This is a genomic window from Acidimicrobiales bacterium, assembly GCA_036399815.1.
Lineage (GTDB): Bacteria > Actinomycetota > Acidimicrobiia > Acidimicrobiales > DASWMK01 > DASWMK01.
On the sequence record DASWMK010000182.1, the window covers coordinates 14,946 to 34,156 of the forward strand.

Genomic DNA, 19,211 nt, shown 5'->3' on the forward strand with positions numbered 1-19,211 from the left:
GGTGACTTCTGTCACCGACTACGTCGAGCAGCGGGGCGGCGGCCGGGGGCTGGCCCGGGCGAGGGCGCTCGGACCGGGCGGCACGATCCAGGAGGTCGCGCTGTCCGGCCTGCGGGGGAGGGGCGGCGCCGGCTTCCCGACCGGGCGGAAATGGCGGTCGATCAGGGACGGGGCCGGGGCCGGCGTCCCCCGCTACGTCGTCGCCAACGGGGCCGAGGGCGAGCCGGGGACCTGGAAGGATCGGGCCATCCTCCGCTCCGACCCGTACCAGGTGGTCGAGGGGGTGGCCATCGCCGCGCTGGCCGTCGGAGCGGAACGGGCGTACCTCGCGGTGAAGGAGCGGTTCGTCGACGAGCGGGACGCCCTCGCCCGGGCGCTCGCCGAGATGGCGGCCGCCGGCCTGGCCGGTGACGTGCCGATCGACCTCGTCGCCGGCCCCCAGGCGTACCTGTTCGGCGAGGAGACCGGCCTGCTCGAGGTCATCGAGGGCAACGCCGCCCTGCCCCGGCTGTACCCGCCCTACCAGCACGGCCTGTTCGCCACGGCGGCCGGCACGCCCAACCCGACCCTCGTCAACAACGTCGAGACCCTCGCCATGGCGGCCCACGTGCTGGCCAACGGGCCGGAGTGGCACCGGTCGGCGGGCACCGAGGAGTCCCCCGGCATCGTCGTCTGCACGGTGAGCGGCGACGTGGTGGCGCCGGCGGTCGCCGAGGTGGCGCTGGGCACGCCCCTCGGGCAGGTGATCGACGAGGTCGGCGGCGGGGTGGCCCCCGGCCGGTCGGTGAAGGCGGTGCTGTCTGGCGTGTCGAACCCGGTCCTCCGGGGCGACCAGCTCGACGTCCCGGTCAGCTACGAGGGGATGGCGGCGGCGGGCACCGGGCTCGGTTCGTGCGGGTTCGTCGCGTTCGACGACACGGCGAGCATGGTCGAGGTGGCCGTGCTGGCGTCGCGGTTCCTCGCCGACGAGTCCTGCGGGCAGTGCCCGCCCTGCAAGCTCGGCACGGCGGCCATCACCGGCCTGCTCGAGCGGGTGGCGGCCGGCGCCGCCGACGAGGCCACCTTCGAGCAGCTGCACCGCTGGCTCGTCCAGGTGACCGACGGGAACCGCTGCTATCTCCCGGTCGAGGAGCAGCGGCTCGTGTCCAGCCTGCTCCAGACCTTCCCCGAGGACTTCGTGGTCGGGCTGGAGGGCCGGCCGGTGCCGTGGCGGGGCCTCACCTGGCCGGACCTCGCCTGACCGGCTGCTTTAGGATCGCCGGTGTGCCCCCCGCCAACGGCGCCCGGATCGGCGTGTTCGGCGGCACGTTCGACCCGCCCCACGTCGGGCACCTGGTGACGGCGGTCAACGTCCGCCACGCGCTCGCCCTCGACGTCGTGCTCCTGGTGGTGGCCAACGAGCCGTGGCAGAAGGTGGGCGCTCGCATCGTGACCCCGGCGGCCGATCGGTTGGCCATGGTGCGCGCCGCGGTCGGCGAGGTCGACGGCATCGAGGCCAGCGCGATCGAGATCGAGCGGGGCGGCCCGTCGTACACGGCGGACACCCTGGCCGAGCTGGCCCGCCGGCACCCTGGCGCCGCGCTGTTCCTCGTGCTCGGCAGCGACGCCGCCGCCGGGCTGTCGACCTGGGACCGGGTCGACCAGGTGCGGCGCATGGCGACCGTCGTCGTGGTCGACCGGCCCGGCGGTGCCACGCCCGCCCTCGACGGGTGGCGCTGCGAGCGGGTCGAGGTGCCCCGGCTGGAGGTGTCGAGCACCGACCTGCGGGCCAGGGTGGCCGACGGCCGCCCGCTCGACTACCTGATCAGCCCGGCCGTCATCGACTGCATCAGGGGGCGGGGGCTGTACGGGTCGCTGGCGGCCGCCGCCGAGCGGACGTGAGCGAACCGGAGCCGCCCGACGGCGGCGGCGGGGGCGGCGGGTCGCTCGCCGCCCGCCTCCGCAGCCTGGTCGCCGCCCTCGACGCCGCCGCCCACCGCGACCGCACCCCGACCCCGAACGGCGAGACCGCGGGCGCGACGGCCGACGCCGACGCCGGCGCCGAGGCGCCGACTGCGCCCGACGAGCCGCCGCCCGTCGACGCGGCGATCGAGGCGCCGGCTGCGGCCGATGAGTTGCCGTCGGTCGACGCGCCGACCGAGGCGCCGTCCGAGGCCGACGAGCTGTCGCCCGTCGGCGCGCCGAACGAGCCGCCGCCCGTCGACGCGACGACCGAGGCGCCGTCGGCGGCCGACGAGTTGCCGCCGGTCGACGCGACGACCGGGGCGCCGTCCGAGGCCGACGAGCCCCCGCCGGTCGACGCGGCGACCGAGGCGCCGCCCGCGGCCGACGAGTTGCCGCCCGTCGACGCCGCCATCGAGGCGCCGCCTGCGCCCGACGAGCTTCCGCCGGTCGATGCGGCCACGGAGGCGCCGGCCGCCGGTGACGAGCTTTCGCCGGTCGACGCCGCCGTTGCAGTGCCGCCCGCGGCCGACGAGGTTCCGCCGGTCGATGCGGCCACCGATGCGCCGACCGCCGAAACCGGCCCCGCGCCCGTCGATGCGCCGGCGGAGGTGGACGAGCGTCCGCCGGCCGACGCCGTCGCCGAGGCGCCGTCCCCCGAGCCCGACCTGGCCGAGGCCGAAGCCGCCGTCGAGTCGGCACCGGACGCCGGCGAGCCCGAGCCGGTCGCGGTCGAGGCGCCCGCGGTCGAGAGCCCGTCCGAGGCGGGCGGGGCTGCACCCGTCGATGCCGCGGCCGGGGCGCGACCCGCCGTCCCCCAGCCGGACCTGCCCCCTGTCGAGACGGCCGGGGAAGCCCCCGTGGAGGCAGGCGACCCGGAGCCGGCCCAGCCCGGTGTGGCGGCGGCCGAGCCCGAGCCCGGCGAGGCCGTCGTCGCGGCCGCGCCGCAGGCGGGCGAGCGGGAGCCGGTCGGCATCCCGGCCGAGACGCCGGAGCACCCGACGGACCCGACCGCTGGCGATGCCGTGCAGCCGGCGCTGTTCGACGCCGCGCCCGTGGCGACGGTCGCCCCGCCGCCCGAGCCGGAACCGGTCCTCGCCCCGGCGGCCCCGCCCCAGCCGGCCCTCTTCGACGCACCCCCGCCCCCGATCCCGGCCCCCGCCCCGGCCGCGCTGTCGACCGGCGAGCGGGCCAGGCGGCGCAAGCGGCAGCGGCGGCGCAAGCGGCTGCGCACCGTCGCCTTCCTGCTGACCCTCGTGGTGCTCATCGCCGCCATCCCCGTCCTCGCCGTCTGGGGCGTCCGCACGATCTCGGAGAGCAACGAGGGCCGGGTCATCGAGCCGGAGACCGACGCCAGCGCGCCCGGCTTCGAGGCCGTCGTCGACCCGACGCCGACCCTCCTCCTCGCCCACGAGGACGCCGACGGCGGGCTGGCCGGCCTGACGATCCTCGCCCTCGGCCTCGACGACGAGGGCGGCGACGTGTTGTTCGTCCCGACCGGCACGATGGTCGAGATCCCGAGCTTCGGCCTCGACCGCCTGTCCGTCGCCTTCGACCGGGGCGGCCTCGACCTCGTCCGCCAGTCGTCGGAGAACCTGCTCGGCATCAGCTTCACCGAGGCCGTGCGCATCGACCCGGCCCGGTGGGAGGAGCTGGTCGCGCCGGTGGCGCCCATCCAGGTCGTCAACCCCGACCCGATCGAGGTGGTCGACGACGACGGCCGCGTCGACGTCGCCTTCCCGGCTGGCACCATCGACGTCACCGCCGACCAGGTGTCCGAGCTGCTGTCGCTCGAGTCGGTCGACGAGACCCAGCTGGCCCGGCTCGTCCGCCACCAGGCGTTCTGGGAGGCGTGGCTGGACGCCGTCGCCGCCTCGCCCAGCGCGGACGCCGTGCCCGGCGAGGTGTCGACCGGGCTCGGCCGGTTCGTGCGGGGCCTGTCGGAGGGCGACGTCGTCTACGAGACGCTGCGGGTCGAGACCATCAGCGCCTCGATCTCCGACGGCGAGGAGGCCTACCAGGCGGACCGGGACGCCGTCGCCGCCCAGATGAGCGAGATCCTGCCGTTCGCCGCCGCACCGGAGGGCGGCGACCGGGCGAGGGTCCGCATCCTGAACGGGACCGGCGAGCCCGGCCTGGCCCAGTCGGTGACCTCGGTGCTGGTGCCGGCGGGGGCCGAGATCACCGTCGTCGGCAACGCCGACACCTTCGACTACGACACCACCCAGGTCGTGTTCTACGACCAGGCCGAGGAGGCCGTCGCCGAGCGCCTGCGGGACGCGCTGGGGGTGGGCGAGGTGGTGTTCAGTCGCGTCCCGAACGACGCGGTGGACGTTACGGTGGTGGTCGGCAGCGACTTCGAGCCGCCCGCCGCAGAGGACGGCGCCGACGAGGCAGGGAGCGATTCCACTGGTTGACGGAGCGAGGGGGACCGGTCGCACCGACCGCTCCCACGAGTGGGTGGTCGTGGCGGCCAGGGCGGCGGCCGACAAGCAGGGAGCGGACACCCTGGTGCTGGAGGTCGGTGAGGTGCTCGCCATCACCGACTGGTTCGTGATCACGAGCGGTCGCAACCCGCGGCAGGTGCGGACGATCGCCGAGGAGGTCGAGGAGCAGATCACCGTCCGGGGCGGCCCGAAGCCCCTCCGGATCGAGGGCCTCGACGACCGCCGCTGGGTGCTCCTCGACTACGGCCCGTTCGTCGTGCACGTCTTCCTCGACGAGGCCCGGGCCTACTACGAGCTCGAGCGCCTCTGGCGCGACGTCCCCCGCCTGGACTGGGCCGGCGACGACGCGCTCGCCGAGGCGGCCGCCGCCGAGTAGCCGCGGCCGTCCGGGTCCTCAGACGGCCTGGACGACCACCACCGCGACGTCATCGTCGAGCACCCCGTCGGCGAAGGCGCGCACGCTGTCGTCGATGGCGTCGGCGATCGCCTCGGCGTCCTGCCCGGCGAGGCCGCTCAGCAGCGCGGCCAGCCGCTCGTCGTCGTAGAAGTCACCGCCGCGGTCGCGGGCCTCGAGCACCCCGTCGGTGACCACCACCAGCGTGGCGCCCGGGCGCAGCTCGACGAGGCTCGGCGTGAACTCCACGTCGGCGACGACCCCGAGCAGCGGGTTGCGCGCCGCGGCCGGGGTGACGGTGCCGTCCGGGTCGAGCACGAGGGGCGGCGGGTGGCCCGCGCCCACCAGCTCGACGGTGGTCGGCTCGCCGTCGCCCGCCGGGTGCACGAGGGCGAAGACCGCGGTGCAGAAGCGGGAGTCGTCGACGTCGGCGAGGACGTTGGCGTTCACCTCGGCGGCGATGGCCGCCGGCCCGTACCCCGCCCTGGCCAGCGCCCGTGACGTGTACCGGACCTGGGCGTTGAGTGCCGCCGCCGACGGCCCCCGCCCGCAGACGTCGCCGACCACCAGCAGCCAGCGACGGTCCTCGAGCGGCACGAAGTCGTAGAAGTCGCCGCCGACGGCGACCCCCTCCCCGGCGGCGCGGTAGCGGGCCGCCACCTCCACGCCGCGCAGGGCCGGCGGCGGCAGGGGCGCGAGGCCGGCCTGGAGCGCGTCGGCGATCGTCCGCGCCCGCCCGTAGAGCAGCGCCCGCTCCAGCGCGGACGCCGCCTGCGCGGCGAACGCCTGGAGGAGGACGTCGTCGCCGTCGGTCGCCCTCCGGTCGCCGGCCCACGCCCACACGAGCACGCCGAGCACCTGTCCGTGGGCGATGAGGGGGACGTACGTGACGGTCCTGCGGGCGCCGTCGTGGACGGTCAGCGCCCGGCGGGACCGGACCGCCTCCGCCATGGGCACGCCGTCGGCGCCGAGCGGGACCGTCCGGCGGGCCGCCTCGCCCGCGTCGCCGACGGCCTCGACGACCCGAACCTCGTGGGCGCCGTGGTCGACCACGGCCAGCACGCCCGCGCTCGCGCCGACGGCGGGGACGCTCTCCTGGAGGACCCCGCGGCCCACGTCCTCGACGGTGGCCGCGGCCACGAGCCGGGCGGCCGACCGCTGGAGCTGCTGGGTGCGGTCCGCCGCCCGCCTGGCCTGGTCGAACAGGCGGGCGTTGTCGGCCGCCGTCGCCGCCCGCTCGGCCAGCTCCTCGGCGAGCAGCAAGGCGTCGCCCTCGAGCTCCCGGCCGCCGCCGACGCTCAGCCCGAGCACCCCGATCACCCGGCCCCGGGCCACGAGCGGGACGGCCAGGCCTGCCTCGACATCGAGCTCGCGCAGCAGGCGCAGGTGCTCCTCGTCGTCGGCGAGCGCCGACAGCACGTCGTCCGACATGGGGGCGAGGAGCTGCGACTGGCCGGTGGCGATGGCGGCGCCGAGCCCCAGCGGGCCGGCCCGCAGCGGATACCGGTCGAACACCGTCGCCGCCGCCCGCTCCCGGCGGCGGTCGACGTGGCGGACGGCGGCGACCCGGTAGGTCCCGTCGGCCTCGACGGTGAACAGGATGGCCCCGTCGGCGATGCGGGGGACGGCCAGCTCGACCAGCCGGGAGAGGGTCTCGCCGAGCTCGAGCGACTCGGCCAGCACGGCGGACGCGTCCGCGAGGAAGGCGAGGCGGGCCATGGCCTGCTCCCGCTCGACCTCGGCCAGCTTGCGGTCGGTGACGTCGACGACGCAGCCGATCGTCCCGGTGACGTTCCCCGCCGCGTCGAGGGTGACGTCGCCTCGCCCCTGGATCCAGCGCACGGTGCCGTCCGGCCACACGATGCGGTGGTCCATCGTGTACGGGCGGGCCTCGGCGACGGCGGCCCGCACCGCCGACTGCACGGCCTCCCGCTCGTCGGGGTGGAGGCGCGAGACATAGGCCTCGTAGGTCCCGTCGAACCCGCCCGGCGGGAACCCGAAGATCTCCTCCAGCCGCGCGTCCCACTCGACCCGCCCGCTCGCCATGTCCCACTGCCACGTCCCCATCCGGCCGGCGTCGAGCGCCAGCCGCAGGTGGTCGTCGCGGGCCCCTCGCTCGGTGGCGGGGGTGGGAGACGTCACGCCCCGAATCCTGCCGCGCGCGAGGGCACGCGAGGGCGACGGGCGGTCAATCGCCCATGCCGTCGAGCCAGGCGAGCGCGAGGTCGACGACGTGGAGGGGGACGGCGTGCCCGCCGGGGAACTCCTCGTAGCGCACGTCCAGGCCGGACTCCCGCAGCAGGCGGGCGACCCGGCGGCCGCAGCGGTCGATCGGCAGCACCCGGTCGGCCACGCCGTGGGAGACGAACACCCGGGGCGACCCGCGCACGGTGGCCGGCGCGGCGAAGCCCGGCGAGAAGGCGACGAGGGACGGGAACAGGTCGCCGTTCGTCAGGCCGAGGGAGAGGGCGTAGGAGGCGCCGTCGGAGAACCCGCCGATGGCGACCCGGTCGGCGGCCACGGCGTACCGCTCGAACGTGTCGGCCAGGCCGGCGTCGATGCGGGCCGCGTCGGGGCCGAAGCCGCCGACGAGCAGGTCCCAGGTGGCGGCGCCCGAGTCGGGCGCGAGGACGATCAGGCCGGCGTCGTCCAGCCGGGCGCCGAGGAGGTCGACGGCCTGGCGGGCGCGGCCGCCCGCGCCGTGGAGGAGCACGATGAGCCCGCGAGGGTCGGGCGGGACGTAGCGCAGCCCGACGGGGAGGCCGCCGACCTCGAGCGTGTGCAGCCCGCTGGGTCCGCCGCTCGCCGGCGCGCCGCCACCGGGCCGGGCGCCGAGCCGGCCGTCGCTCGGGTCGCCGCCCCGGTTGCCGCGCATCGGGCCCGCTGTACCCCGCCTGCGGCGCTCCACTCAATCCGGGATGGCGAGGTACGCCTCGGTCAACCAGCCGAGGATCTCCTCGTCGAGGTCGTCCGGGTCGCGGACGTTGACGACGTGGTACCAGCGCCCGCCGTGGGGGATCGGCTTGCGGGTGATCCGGGGGTGGCGCACGACGCGGGGGAGCGAGAACGAGAGGGCGACCCAGCGCTGCATCGGCCGGAGCTGGGCGAAGGTGCCGGACCGCTTGAGGAAGATGCCGACCGACACGGGCTCGACGTGCACCGGCCCGACGCCGGCCAGGTGGGCCATGACCGCGTCGAACACCGGCCGCTCGTGCGGCGGCCCCGTCGAGAAGTACTCGTCGAGCGACATGGCCGGCGCGCACTCGTGGGTCTGCCCGCGGCGCGCGAACCGCCGCCCGCACGCCGGGCACTCCCACACCGCCATGCCGACCGTCTACCAGGGCGGGGCGACGGCCCGCCGGTCAGGTGGTGGCGTTGCCGCTGGAGTCGGTGTTCTCGCCGGTGCGGTCGTCGTACGGGGGCACCAGCCCGCCCGGCTCCTCCTCGCCGCCCGGCTGCGGGTTCGGCCCCCGCGAGGCCCGCCCGCCCGGCTGCACGTCCCGGTTCCCGCCCTCGGGGTTCCGGCCGGGGTCGTCCTTGGTGTCCGACATCGCTCCTCCTCTGGGTAGGGCGATGCCGGTGGCGTACCCACGGGGGCGCCGCGGCAGGCGTCGACCTGTCGTGCCGACGACCCGCCACGGCGCCCACGCGAGCGGACGGTCAGCAGGCGTAGGTGCTGCCGCGCGTGCCGTCCCGGTAGTCGAGCAGGCTGTCGCTGACCCACCCGGACACGCCCGTGGTCGTGTCGCGGAGGTAGGTCCACGTGCTCCACCCGTTCACCGTGTCGCCCACGGCCCAGCAGTGGTAGTCCACGTTGTGGGTCAGCTGGCCCTGGCCGAGCGCCGTGCACGAGGTGTGCGGGCCCGTCCTGATGTAGACGCCGCTGGCGTCGAAGAACTGCCCCGCGCGGGGGTCGAGGTTCGAGTGCGCATGGGTGCAGCTGCGGGTGCCGGCACCGTCGGCGGTCGCCGCCGCCTTGGCGCCCGTCGGCCGCGGCTGGCCGGCGTCGGCCGGCACGACGAGCACACCGAGCAGCATGGAGGCGGCGGCGAGCGCGCCGAGGACGAGGTTGCGGAGTCGCATGAATTCCCCCCTTGACGAGGCGGGGCGAGAGGAAACGTCCTGGCGACCGCGCACGATCGCCAGACGAGAGGTGGTGCCCGCCGTTCTCCGCCCGCTCCGCCGCTGGTGTCCGGGCCGACGATTCGCTCGGTACGGGTTTCAGCGTAAACCCGTGGGGCGATTCGTCAAGCCGTCAGTGTGAGCGCCGACGGACGGGTGAGCGTCCGCGGCGACACCGGCGGCACCAGCCGGCGCGCGGCGACCCGCGCCCGCGTTGCCACTCCGTCGGACGTGTCGAGAACTCGGAGCAGTTTCTCCCGAGCATCTCGACGCCGTAGGGGGAGCTGCGTCCTCGACAGAAAGAGCACGACGATCTAGGGTGCGCGATCCGCGAAGAGCGGCCCGGCCTGCGGCTGCAATCTGGACAGCTCTTCGATGCACCCAACGTGGTGCCATCCCAGGAGAGGGCGCGCATGTCGAACGAGGCCACCGACGCCGGACGTGCCGTGCGGGAGCTGCACGAGAAGCTCGCCGACGCCATCGAGGCGCGGTCCAATGACCCTCGCATCCGGGCAGTGCGACGTGAGTTCCTCTCCGGCATCGACGTTCCGGAGGGCGCCCGCGTGCTCGAGATCGGCTCCGGGACCGGTGCCGTGACCCGTGAGCTCGCGCAGTTGGCGAACGTCGCGCACGCCACGGGGGTCGACACCTCCAAGGTCTTCGTCGCACGCGCCCGTGAGCTCGCCCAGGGCGTCGAGAACGTCTCGTTCGAGGAGGGCGACGGCCGCCGCACGCCGTTCGACGACGAATCGTTCGACGTCGTCGTCCTGCACACCGTCATCTGTCACGCTCTCGTCCCTGAACAGCTGATCGCGGAGGCCTTCCGCGTCCTGCGATCGGGTGGCCTCGTGGCGATCCTCGATGCCGACGACGCGACGGTCGCCATCGGGGACTCCGACCCGCTCCAGGCGTGTATCGACGTCTTGCCGGTCCAGAACCTCGGTCTGGTGCGTCGAGTGCCTGCGATGCTCGAGGAATACGGGTTCGAGGCGTTGCCCATGCGGTGCCACGGGTACGTCGAGGCTCCGGAGGGTGGCCTCATGCTCGCCTGGATCGACCGAGGAGCGGAAGCGCTCGTCAAGCTCGACCGAATCGGCAAGGAGCTCGCCGACGCCCTGCGAGCAGAAGCCCAGCGCCGGAGTGCGTCCAAGTCGTGGTTCGGGCACATTTCGTTCTTCAGCGCGGTCGGTCGCAAGCCCTGACCGCCGTCCATCGAGGTTCACCCGTCATCGGAGATGGATCTCCCAAACGAGGAGGATGCGGTGCCTGACGGCTTCGACGCCGAGATCGAGATCGCGAGCGCGAGGGACATCGTCTCGAACGCAGCCGTGACCAGCAGCACCATGAAGTTCCAGGACCTCTACGCGGCGCTGGACGTCGAAGACCTCGCGGAGACCTATGTCTTCCGGCACTAGGCCGGTGTAGGCAGCTTCCCGATCGAGGCGCGCTCCGGTGGAGGGTCCCGTCGAGGCCGACTCCGTGAGCAACGGTCCGGTGTTCGTCGTCGGCATCGTCCGTTCCGGCACGTCGCTCATGAGCATGATGCTGTCGGCGCATCCCGCGTTCGCGGTCGCGCCGGACCTGCACTACATCCACCATTGGGTTCGGCGCCACCGCCACCTCGAGCTCTCGCGGCCGGCAGACTTCGAAGAGTTCTGGGCGGCATTCAGCGGAAACGAGCGCTTCGGCTACCTCGGGGTCGACGCCGACGACGTGCGTCGGTACATCGAGGCCACGCAGCGCTTCAGCTTTCGCGGCGTCTACCTCTCGATCCTCGAGACCTTCGCCGCCAACCTGCAGAAGCGTCGCTGGGGCGAGAAGACGCCGTTCACCGCGAACCATCTCGACACGCTCTTCGGCTGGTTCCCCGACGCCCGGGTGATCTACATGCTGCGCGATCCGCGGGCGGTCGTCAGCTCGCTGCGGAAGATCCCCTGGCTCGCCGACGTGGGCGTGCCGACCCACGCACGGTCGTGGGCCACGGGCGTGGGTCGGGCGCTCGCCGATGACGGCGATCCACGCGTCCTGCGGGTGCGGTACGAGCGTCTCGTGCATCGACCGACCGACGAGCTCGCCCGGATCTGCCGGTTCCTCGACGAGGAGTACTCGCCCGAGATGCTGACCGGTCGACCTGCGCTCGGAACGTGGGCACTCAGAGATCGGGAAGGGTGGGAGCGGACGCACCTGAGCGCCGCCCTGGGCCCGGTCCACGATGCCTCCGTCGAGCGATGGAGGCGAGAGCTGGCGCCGGGTGAGGTCGAGCTGATCGAGGAGATCTGCGGGCCCGTCATGCAGCAAGCCGGGTACTCGCCCTCGGAGACCTAGGTGTCCGACGCGAGACCTGGTCGGGAGACGCCGTGCGGGTGACCGTCCTCGGCCACGCGAGCCTGCTCTTCGAGACGGCGAACGAGCGGATACTGCTGGACCCGGTCCTGCGCACCACGGCGTTGCTCGGGAGCGTCGTCCATCAGTATCCACGGGCGCTCGCCCTCGAACGCCTGCCGACTCCGACCCTGCTCGTGGTCACGCATGCTCACTACGACCACTTCGACCCGGAGACGCTCGCGGAGCTGCCGAAGGGCATCCCGGTGGTGGTGCCGCCTGATCCGAGGCTGGCGGAGCAACTCCGACGCCTCGGGTTCGCCGAGCTCCGAGTCCTGGAGCCGTGGGGCCACACCGAGCATGGCTCGGTTCGGTTGACGGCGACACCGTCGGAGGCGCACGTGTCGGAGTTCGGTCTCCTGGTCGAGACCGATGATGCCCGGCTCTGGCACATGTCCGACGCGGAGCCACCTGTCGGTACGTCATCGAGGATCCTGTCCGAGCTCGGCGAGGTGGACGTCGTCTCGGTGAAGTACCAGCCCCCGGACCCACTCCTGAACTTCCTGCACAACCTCGGCTCGAGCTTCGATCGCAGGTCGACGGCTCGCTGGCTGGAAGAAGCCTGCGCCTGCCGCCCGAAGCTCGCCTTTCCGTATGCGTCCGGGCTCTGCCTGACACAAGAGCACGCGTGGCTGAATCGGTACGCCTACCCGTTCTCTCCGGAACAGGTCGCCGCGGTGCTCGACGAGCGACTCACGGGCATCGGCCGATCCGCCGTGGTCAGGCCCGGCGACGTGATCTCGATGGGGTCCGGGCCGGTCGAGCTCGAGCGGCAAGCGAGCGACGTCGTGCGGCAGTGTGGCGAGGAGACACCGATCGACTGGGAGCCGATCGAGATCGACCGTCTGGGCACGCTCTCTCGGCCCGCCGACAAGACGGCCGTCACCGAGCAACTGACGGAGATCGTCGCCGGCGGAGAGTTCTCCGCATGGCTACGGGCGAACCCGAAGCTGCTCAAGCCGTTTCACGAATGGCGCGTGCTCTGTCAGTTCGTGGTCCATCTGGACGAGACCGAACGCCTGTACTTCCAGGCGGACTTCACGGGCGGCACCCCGGAAGGCCGCCTCGGAAGGAGTGGCGCGGCGAACTACTTCCTGCACGTCGGCGGCGACGCGGCGCGGCGTCTGCTCGGTGGGCACGCCTCGTCGGCCGAGGTGATGTATCAAGGCCAGGTCCGGGTCTTCGAGCGCATCGTCTCGGTCCGAGACGGCAAGGTCGACGCGCCGGACGTGGAGCACGTGTACGGGACCTTCCCGGATCCCTTCCTGTGCTTCGCGACCGCCCGGGCCAGGCTGGCGAAGCCGTAGGAGGGCGGTCCGGAGGACCGACACCCGGGTGGAGCTGAGCGGACTCGAACCGCCGGCCTCTTGCATGCCATGCAAGCGCTCTTCCAACTGAGCTACAGCCCCGAACGAGCCACCCAGCGTACCAGCCGGAATCGGCCCCGGAGACCTCCGGAGGCGTCGGTACGATGCCGGGATGGCCGACGGCTACGACCCGCAGGCGGTCGAGGAGAAGTGGCAGCGCCGGTGGCGTGACGAGGGCACCTACGAGGTCGAGAACGACGACACGCGCCCCCACTTCTACGCGCTCTGCATGTACCCGTACCCGAGCGGGCCGGCCCACATGGGCCACGTGCGGAACTACACCTACGGCGACCTGATCGTCCGGTACCGCACGATGCACGGCTACGCGGTGCTGTCCCCGATGGGGTTCGACAGCTTCGGCCTCCCGGCCGAGAACGCGGCGATCAAGACCGGCGTCCACCCCCGCCCGTTCACCGACGACAACATGGGCAAGCTGCGCCGCAGCATCGAGCGCATCGGCGCCGTCTACGACTGGCGGCGGGAGGTCCACAGCCACGACCCCCGGTACATGCGCTGGAACCAGTGGATCTTCCGGCGGCTGTACGAGGCCGGCCTGGCCTACCGGGCGAACGCGCCGGTGAACTGGTGCCCCGGCTGCCAGACGGTGCTGGCCAACGAGCAGGTGCTGCCGGACGGGACGTGCGAGCGGTCGGGGGACACGGTCGAGCGCCGCGAGCTGGAGCAGTGGTTCTTCCGCATCACCGCCTACGCCGACCAGCTGCTCGACGACCTGGAGGACCTGGTCTGGCCCGAGCGGGTGAAGACCATGCAGCGCAACTGGATCGGGCGGTCCGAGGGCGTCGAGTTCGACCTGCCCGTGCAGGGGCGCGAGGACCTGGCCATCCGCGTCTTCACCACCCGCCCGGACACGAGCTTCGGGATGACCTACGCCGTCCTGGCCCCCGAGCACCCGCTGGTCCCCGAGCTGACGACGGACGAGCAGCGGGGCGAGGTCGACGCCTTCGTCGGGCAGGTGCGCCTGGAGTCCGAGCTCGAGCGGCTGTCGGGCGAGGGCCCCCTGGACAAGCGGGGCGTGTTCACCGGGTCCTACGCCGTCAACCCGTTCACCGGCGACGCCATCCCCGTCTACATCGCCGACTACGTGCTGATGACCTACGGCTCGGGGGCGATCATGGCCGTCCCCGGCCAGGACCAGCGGGACTGGGACTTCGCCGAGGCCTACGGGCTGCCCATCGTGCGGACGGTCGAGCCGCCCGAGGACTGGGACGGCGAGGCCTACACGGGCGACGGGCCGGCCATCAACAGCCAGTGGCTGGACGGGATGCACGTCGCTGCGGCCAAGGAGGCCGCCATCCGCTGGATCGAGGACAAGGGCATCGGCCACCGCACGGTCAACTACCGGCTGCGGGACTGGCTGCTGTCCCGGCAGCGCTACTGGGGCTGCCCGATCCCGGTCGTCTACTGCGACGAGCACGGCGTCCAGCTGGTGCCCGAGGACGAGCTGCCCGTCCAGCTGCCCGACGACGTGGAGTTCATGCCGACGGGCGAGTCGCCGCTGCGGTTCCACGAGGGCTTCCTGCGCACCACCTGCCCGGTGTGCGGCGGGCCGGCCACCCGCGAGACCGACACCATGGACACCTTCGTCGACTCGTCCTGGTACTTCCTGCGCTACTGCGACCCGTGGGACGACGAGCACCCGTTCGACCCGCACGCGCTGCGGGCCTGGATGCCGGTCGACCAGTACATCGGCGGCATCGAGCACGCCATCCTCCACCTGATGTACGCCCGCTTCTGGGTGAAGGCCCTGGCCGACCTGGGCGTCGCGCCGAAGGAGCTGCGGGAGCCGTTCTCCCGGCTGTTCACCCAGGGGATGATCCGGCTCGGCGGCACGAAGATGTCGAAGTCCAAGGGCAACCTGCGGGCGCCCGAGGAGTTCTTCGAGGACGTCGGCGCCGACGCCCTGCGCCTGCACGTGCTGTTCATGGCCCCGCCGCCCGACGACGTGGACTGGACCGAGGCCGGCGTGGAGGGCGCGTCGCGCTTCCTGCACCGGCTCTGGCGGCTGGGCACCGGCGCCGCGCCCGGCCGGGTGGAGGACCGGGAGCCGACGGCCGAGGACGACGAGGTCGAGCGCTCGACCCACCGCCTGATCGCGAGGATCACCGACGAGTTCGAGCGGTGGTCGTACAACACGGCCGTCGCCGGCTTCATGGCGTTCACCAACGAGCTGTACCGGTACGTGCAGTCGCCGGCCGGGGCGCGCACGGCCACCCTGGACGCGGCCGTCGACACCGTGCTGCTGCTGCTGGCGCCCATGGCCCCGCACGTCACCGCCGAGCTGTGGGAGCGGCGCCACCCCGGCGAGCACGTCCACGACCAGCGCTGGCCCGTGGCCGACGAGACCAAGCTGGCCTGGTCGACGGTGACGATGGTCGTCCAGGTGAACGGCAAGGTGCGGGACCGCATCGAGGTCGACGCGGCGATCGACGCCGAGGAGGCCGAGCGGCTGGCCCTCGCCTCGAAGCGGGTGCGGGACCTGCTCGACGGCGACGAGCCCCGCAAGGTCATCGCCCGGCCGCCGCGGCTCGTCAACGTCGTCGCCTGAGCCGGCCGGCGCCGTGATCCTGCGTCCGGCCGGGGCCGGCGACGTCGACTTCCTGCACGCCATGCTCTACGAGGCCGCCCACTGGTCGCCCGACCGGCCCAGGATGGACCGGGCCGAGGCGCGGACGCACCCTCGCATGGCCCACTACGTCGACGGCTTCCCCCGGCCCGGCGACGCGGGCGTGGTCGCCGAAGAGGACGGGCGGCCGATCGGCGCGGCCTGGTACCGGCGCTTCTCCGCCGACGCGCCGGCCGACGGCTTCGTCGCCGAGGACATCCCGGAGGTGGCGATCGCCGTCGTCGCCGAGGCGCGCGGCCGGGGGGTGGGCACCGCCCTCCTGACCGCCCTGCTCGACCGGGCCGCGGCCGAGGGCCTCGGCGCGGTGAGCCTCAGCGTGGAGGACGCCAACCCGGCCCGCCGGCTCTACGAGCACGTCGGCTTCGAGCGGGTCGGCGGCACCCCGGGGTCGAGCACGATGGTCCACCGGCTGGGGGGTCGCCCCGGCGGGTAACCCCCGGGCCATGCCCTGGGTCACACCGGCCGTGACGACGCTCGCCGCCCGCATCGAGGCCGCCGCCACCGGCACCCACGCGCTGACGTTCGTGACCGGTGGCGACCCCGACCCCGTGCCCTGGGCCCGTCTGCACGAGGACGCCATGGCCATGGCGGCCGGCCTCCAGGCCAGGGGCGTCGGCCCCGCCGACCACGTCGCCATCCTCGGCCCCACCAGCCGCCCGCTCGTCACCGCCATCCAGGCGACCTGGCTGGTCGGCGCGACCGCCGTCGTCCTGCCCCTGCCCATGCGGCTCGGCTCCCTCGAGGAGTTCGTGTCCGCCACCGTGCAGCGGGTGGCCAGCGCCGACGCCGCCGTCGTGCTCGTCGACCCCGACCTCGCCCCGTTCCTCGAGGGCCGCCCGTCGCCGGCGCCGGTCGTCCTCCTCACCGACCTCACGCCCGGCCCCGGCCGCCCCGGCCCGGCGGCGTTCCGGCGCCCGGCCGACGACCCCGGGGCGCTCGCCATCCTCCAGTTCACGAGCGGGTCGACGGCCGACCCGAAGGGCGTGATGCTCCCGCACCGCACGGTGTGCGCCAACCTCGACGCCATCGTGGCGGCCACGTCGTTCGACCGGGACGACGACGTGCTCGTCTCCTGGCTGCCCCTCTACCACGACATGGGCCTCGTCGGGCTGCTGGCGACGGCCATGACCACCGGCTGCGACCTCGTCCTCGGCGCCCCGCAGGACTTCCTCGCAGCCCCGGGCCGGTGGATGGAGTGGATCTCGGCCTACGGTGGCACCGCCACCGCCGGCCCGAACTTCTCCTACGTGCTCGCCACCCGGGCGCTGCGCCGCCAGAGCGGGCTCGACCTGTCCCGGCTGCGCATCGCGCTGAACGGCGCCGAGCCCGTCGACCCGTCCACCGTCGAGGCCTTCTGCGAGGCGGGCGCGCCGCACGGCATGCGGCCGGGGTCGGCCTTCCCCGCCTTCGGGATGGCCGAGGTCGCCATCGCCGGCACCTTCCCCGAGCCCATGTCCGGCCTGCGCGTCGACCCCGTCGACCGGCGGGTGCTCGAGTCCGAGTCCTACGCCGCGCCGGCCGCCGCCGGCCAGCCCGGCACCCGGGCGCTGCCCCTCCTCGGGCGGGCCGTTCCCGGCCTCGAGATCCGGGTGGTCGACCCGGCCGACGGCACCGTCCGCCGCGAGCGCGAGGTCGGCGAGCTCGAGATCAGGGGCACGTCGGTGACCCCCGGCTACTACCGGCGGCCGGACGCGACGGCCGAGAGCTTCCGGGGCGACTGGCTGCGCACCGGCGACCTCGCCTACCTCGTCGACGGTGAGCTCGTCGTGTGCGGGCGGATCAAGGACGTGATCATCGTCGGCGGGCGCAACGTGTTCCCCGAGGACGTCGAGCGGGCCGTCGCCGGCATCGACGGCGTGCGGGCCGGCAACGTGATCGCCTTCGGCATCGACAGCCGACAGGGCAAGCAGTCCCTCGTCGTGGTGGCCGAGTCCAAGGCCGAGGACCACACGCTCGTGCGCAAGCACGTCGCCGAGCGGGTGCGGGAGGCGGTCGGCCTGCCGGCGAAGGACATCGTCCTCGTCGCCCCCGGCACCCTGCCGAAGACGTCGTCGGGCAAGCTCCAGCGCTCGTTATGCCGCCAGCGCTTCCTCGGCGGCGACCTCCAGCCCGTCGGCTGACGGTCAGCCCGCCCGCTCGGCGATCAGCCGCTCCACCACCAGGGCGACGCCGTCCTCGTCGTTGCTCGCCGTCACCTCGTCGGCCGCGGCGAGCACGTGGCGGTGGGCGTTGGCGACGGCGACGCCCCGGCCGGCCCAGCCGAGCATGGACAGGTCGTTCGGCATGTCCCCGAAGGCGACGGCGTCGTCCGCGCTCAGCCCGTGCTCGGCGGCCAGCTCCTCCAGGGCGACGGCCTTGCTGACCCCGGCGGCGGAGATCTCGAGCAGCCCCGACGAGCTGGCGTGGGTGAGCGTGGCCAGGTCGCCGACCACCTCCCGCGCCGCCCGCAGCAGCTCGTCGGCCCCCATCGACTCGTGGCGGACGAGCAGCTTCGCCATGGGCGCGGCGACGAGCTCGTCGGCGTGGGCGACCAGCACGTCGTCGGGCACCGAGGCCCTCGTCCGGTAACCAGGCTCGCGCCCGAACGCCATCCCCCGCTCGACGGCGAAGGCGAGGTCGGGCAGGGCGTCGCGCAGCCGCCGCACGACGTCGGCGGCCGTCGCCGGGTCGATCGGGTTCTCGCGGACGATCTCGCCCCGCTCCAGGTCCCACACGACCGCGCCGTTGGCGCAGATGGCGAGGCCCGTGCGGCCGAGCTCCTCGGCGACCGGCGCCATCCAGCGGGGCGGCCGGCCGGTGACGACGACGACGAGGGCGCCGGCGTCCTCCGCCGCGGCCAGCGCCGCCCTCGTCCGGTCCGACACCGTGCCGTCGGAGCGCAGGAGGGTCCCGTCGAGGTCCGACGCCACCAGCCACGACGCCACGTCAGGCCGCCTTGAGGCCCTCCATCACCCGCCGCCACCGTTCGGGGTCGCTGCGGTAGGGGGCGTAGAAGCTGATGCGGTCGACGACGTCGCCGTAGCGCTCGGACAGCCCGGCGGGCACGTCCTCGGGCTCGGCGACGACGGCGAAGGTGCGGAGGACGTCGTCGTCGATCAGGTCGCCCATGGCCTGCCACTGGCCCCGCTTCGACAGCCGGTTGAGCTCGTCCTGGAGCTCGCCCCAGCCGTGCAGCTCGAGCACGCCCCGGTAGGCGGGGGTCGACCCGTAGAAGGCGATCTGCTGGCGGACGGCGGCCGCCGACCTCGCCATGTCCGCCTCGTCGGCGCCGGTCACGACGAAGGCCGGCCCGCTGATCTCGAACTCGTCGAGGGTCCGGCCCGAGCGCTCCAGCCCCCGCCGCAGCGCCGGGAGCGTGACCTCGCGGAGGTAGGCCTCGGTGGTGAACCCGTGGCAGAGGAACCCGTCGGCCACCTCGCCGGCGACCTCGGTCATCCGCTCGCCCACGCCGGCGAGGAACACCTTCGGGTGGCCGTGCCGGCTCGGGCCCGGGTCGAAGAACGGGGTCATGAGCGTGTGCGTGTAGAAGTCGCCCCGGAAGTCGAGCCGCTCGCCGGTGTCCCAGGCCCGCCAGATGGCGCGGACGGCGAGGATGAACTCCCGCATGCGGGCCGCCGGCGACGACCACGGCATGCTGAACCGCTTCTCTACGTGCGGCTTGATCTGGGACCCGAGGCCGAGCACGAAGCGGCCGCCGGAGAAGGCGTGGAGGTCCCAGGCCGTGTGGGCGACGGTCATCGGGCTGCGGGCGAAGGCGACGGCGATGCCGGTCCCGAGCTCCACCCGCTCGGTCGCCTCGGCGGCGAGCAGCAGGGGCAGGAACGGGTCGTGGCTGGTCTCGGGGGACCAGACGCCGTCGTAGCCGGCCTCCTCGGCGTCCCTGGCCGACGCGCCCGCCTCGCGCAGGCTCCCCG

The 19,211-nt window shown here is 74.0% G+C and carries 18 protein-coding genes and 1 tRNA gene; 11 read left to right on the forward strand and 8 right to left on the reverse strand.

Annotated features, from left to right (window positions below):
• The first annotated feature begins 1 nt into the window (after position 1).
• From VGB14_13515 to rsfS, 4 genes are read left to right on the forward strand one after another with little or no spacing between them, the layout of a single operon-like run.
• Positions 2–1,240 (forward strand): NADH-ubiquinone oxidoreductase-F iron-sulfur binding region domain-containing protein, encoded by a 1,239-nt coding sequence (locus tag VGB14_13515; GenBank protein ID HEX9993942.1) that lies wholly within the window; start codon positions 2–4, stop codon positions 1,238–1,240.
• Positions 1,241–1,263: 23 nt separating this feature from the next.
• Complete coding sequence (nadD, locus tag VGB14_13520) at positions 1,264–1,881, forward strand: nicotinate-nucleotide adenylyltransferase (GenBank protein HEX9993943.1); 618 nt, start codon at positions 1,264–1,266, stop codon at positions 1,879–1,881.
• Positions 1,878–4,358, forward strand: coding sequence for a LytR C-terminal domain-containing protein (locus VGB14_13525; protein HEX9993944.1), 2,481 nt, complete (start codon positions 1,878–1,880; stop codon positions 4,356–4,358). Before nadD ends, VGB14_13525 begins: the two co-directional genes overlap by 4 nt.
• Before the next feature lie 49 nt (positions 4,359–4,407).
• Positions 4,408–4,764, forward strand: a complete 357-nt coding sequence (rsfS, locus tag VGB14_13530) for a ribosome silencing factor (protein ID HEX9993945.1) — start codon at positions 4,408–4,410, stop codon at positions 4,762–4,764.
• An 18-nt stretch (positions 4,765–4,782) separates the two neighbouring features.
• Here the strand turns inward: rsfS and VGB14_13535 are convergent, their stop codons facing one another.
• The 5 genes from VGB14_13535 to VGB14_13555 all read right to left on the reverse strand — a co-directional run bounded on the left by VGB14_13535 (position 4,783) and on the right by VGB14_13555 (position 8,865).
• Positions 4,783–6,924, reverse strand: a complete 2,142-nt coding sequence (locus VGB14_13535) for a SpoIIE family protein phosphatase (protein ID HEX9993946.1) — start codon at positions 6,922–6,924, stop codon at positions 4,783–4,785.
• A gap of 46 nt (positions 6,925–6,970) precedes the next feature.
• Positions 6,971–7,657 (reverse strand): hypothetical protein, encoded by a 687-nt coding sequence (locus VGB14_13540; GenBank protein HEX9993947.1) that lies wholly within the window; start codon positions 7,655–7,657, stop codon positions 6,971–6,973.
• 33 nt (positions 7,658–7,690) lie between these two features.
• Entirely contained in the window at positions 7,691–8,107 is a 417-nt protein-coding gene (locus tag VGB14_13545) for a DUF5655 domain-containing protein (protein ID HEX9993948.1), read from the reverse strand.
• Positions 8,108–8,144: 37 nt separating this feature from the next.
• Positions 8,145–8,333 carry a hypothetical protein gene (locus VGB14_13550; GenBank protein HEX9993949.1) on the reverse strand — a complete coding sequence of 63 codons (189 nt, stop codon included), beginning with the start codon at positions 8,331–8,333 and terminating at the stop codon, positions 8,145–8,147.
• Positions 8,334–8,442: 109 nt separating this feature from the next.
• Positions 8,443–8,865: a hypothetical protein gene (locus tag VGB14_13555; protein ID HEX9993950.1), complete on the reverse strand. Its 423-nt coding sequence runs from the start codon at positions 8,863–8,865 to the stop codon at positions 8,443–8,445.
• A gap of 452 nt (positions 8,866–9,317) precedes the next feature.
• On the opposite strand from VGB14_13555, the gene VGB14_13560 reads away from it, so the two are divergent.
• The 4 genes from VGB14_13560 to VGB14_13575 are packed head-to-tail and all read left to right on the forward strand — an operon-like array spanning position 9,318 to position 12,593.
• Positions 9,318–10,106: a methyltransferase domain-containing protein gene (locus VGB14_13560; protein ID HEX9993951.1), complete on the forward strand. Its 789-nt coding sequence runs from the start codon at positions 9,318–9,320 to the stop codon at positions 10,104–10,106.
• A 60-nt stretch (positions 10,107–10,166) separates the two neighbouring features.
• The gene (locus tag VGB14_13565; protein HEX9993952.1) at positions 10,167–10,319 is read left to right on the forward strand and encodes a hypothetical protein; all 153 of its coding nucleotides are present in this window, start codon (positions 10,167–10,169) and stop codon (positions 10,317–10,319) included.
• 37 nt (positions 10,320–10,356) lie between these two features.
• The gene (locus tag VGB14_13570) at positions 10,357–11,229 is read left to right on the forward strand and encodes a sulfotransferase (GenBank protein HEX9993953.1); all 873 of its coding nucleotides are present in this window, start codon (positions 10,357–10,359) and stop codon (positions 11,227–11,229) included.
• A gap of 38 nt (positions 11,230–11,267) precedes the next feature.
• Positions 11,268–12,593, forward strand: a complete 1,326-nt coding sequence (locus tag VGB14_13575; protein ID HEX9993954.1) for an MBL fold metallo-hydrolase — start codon at positions 11,268–11,270, stop codon at positions 12,591–12,593.
• A 29-nt stretch (positions 12,594–12,622) separates the two neighbouring features.
• Here the strand turns inward: VGB14_13575 and VGB14_13580 are convergent.
• Positions 12,623–12,695: transfer RNA gene (locus VGB14_13580), tRNA-Ala, on the reverse strand.
• 70 nt (positions 12,696–12,765) lie between these two features.
• Here VGB14_13580 and leuS point away from each other — a divergent pair.
• The 3 genes from leuS to VGB14_13595 are packed head-to-tail and all read left to right on the forward strand — an operon-like array spanning position 12,766 to position 17,417.
• Complete coding sequence (leuS, locus tag VGB14_13585) at positions 12,766–15,219, forward strand: leucine--tRNA ligase (GenBank protein HEX9993955.1); 2,454 nt, start codon at positions 12,766–12,768, stop codon at positions 15,217–15,219.
• Between the two features lie 13 nt (positions 15,220–15,232).
• Positions 15,233–15,730 carry a GNAT family N-acetyltransferase gene (locus VGB14_13590; GenBank protein ID HEX9993956.1) on the forward strand — a complete coding sequence of 166 codons (498 nt, stop codon included), beginning with the start codon at positions 15,233–15,235 and terminating at the stop codon, positions 15,728–15,730.
• A 10-nt stretch (positions 15,731–15,740) separates the two neighbouring features.
• Positions 15,741–17,417 (forward strand): AMP-binding protein, encoded by a 1,677-nt coding sequence (locus tag VGB14_13595; GenBank protein HEX9993957.1) that lies wholly within the window; start codon positions 15,741–15,743, stop codon positions 17,415–17,417.
• A 3-nt stretch (positions 17,418–17,420) separates the two neighbouring features.
• On the opposite strand, the gene VGB14_13600 is transcribed toward VGB14_13595, so the two are convergent.
• The gene (locus VGB14_13600; protein HEX9993958.1) at positions 17,421–18,221 is read right to left on the reverse strand and encodes an HAD family hydrolase; all 801 of its coding nucleotides are present in this window, start codon (positions 18,219–18,221) and stop codon (positions 17,421–17,423) included.
• A 1-nt stretch (position 18,222) separates the two neighbouring features.
• A partial coding sequence (locus VGB14_13605; protein HEX9993959.1) for an LLM class F420-dependent oxidoreductase occupies positions 18,223–19,211 on the reverse strand: 989 nt, incomplete at its 5' end.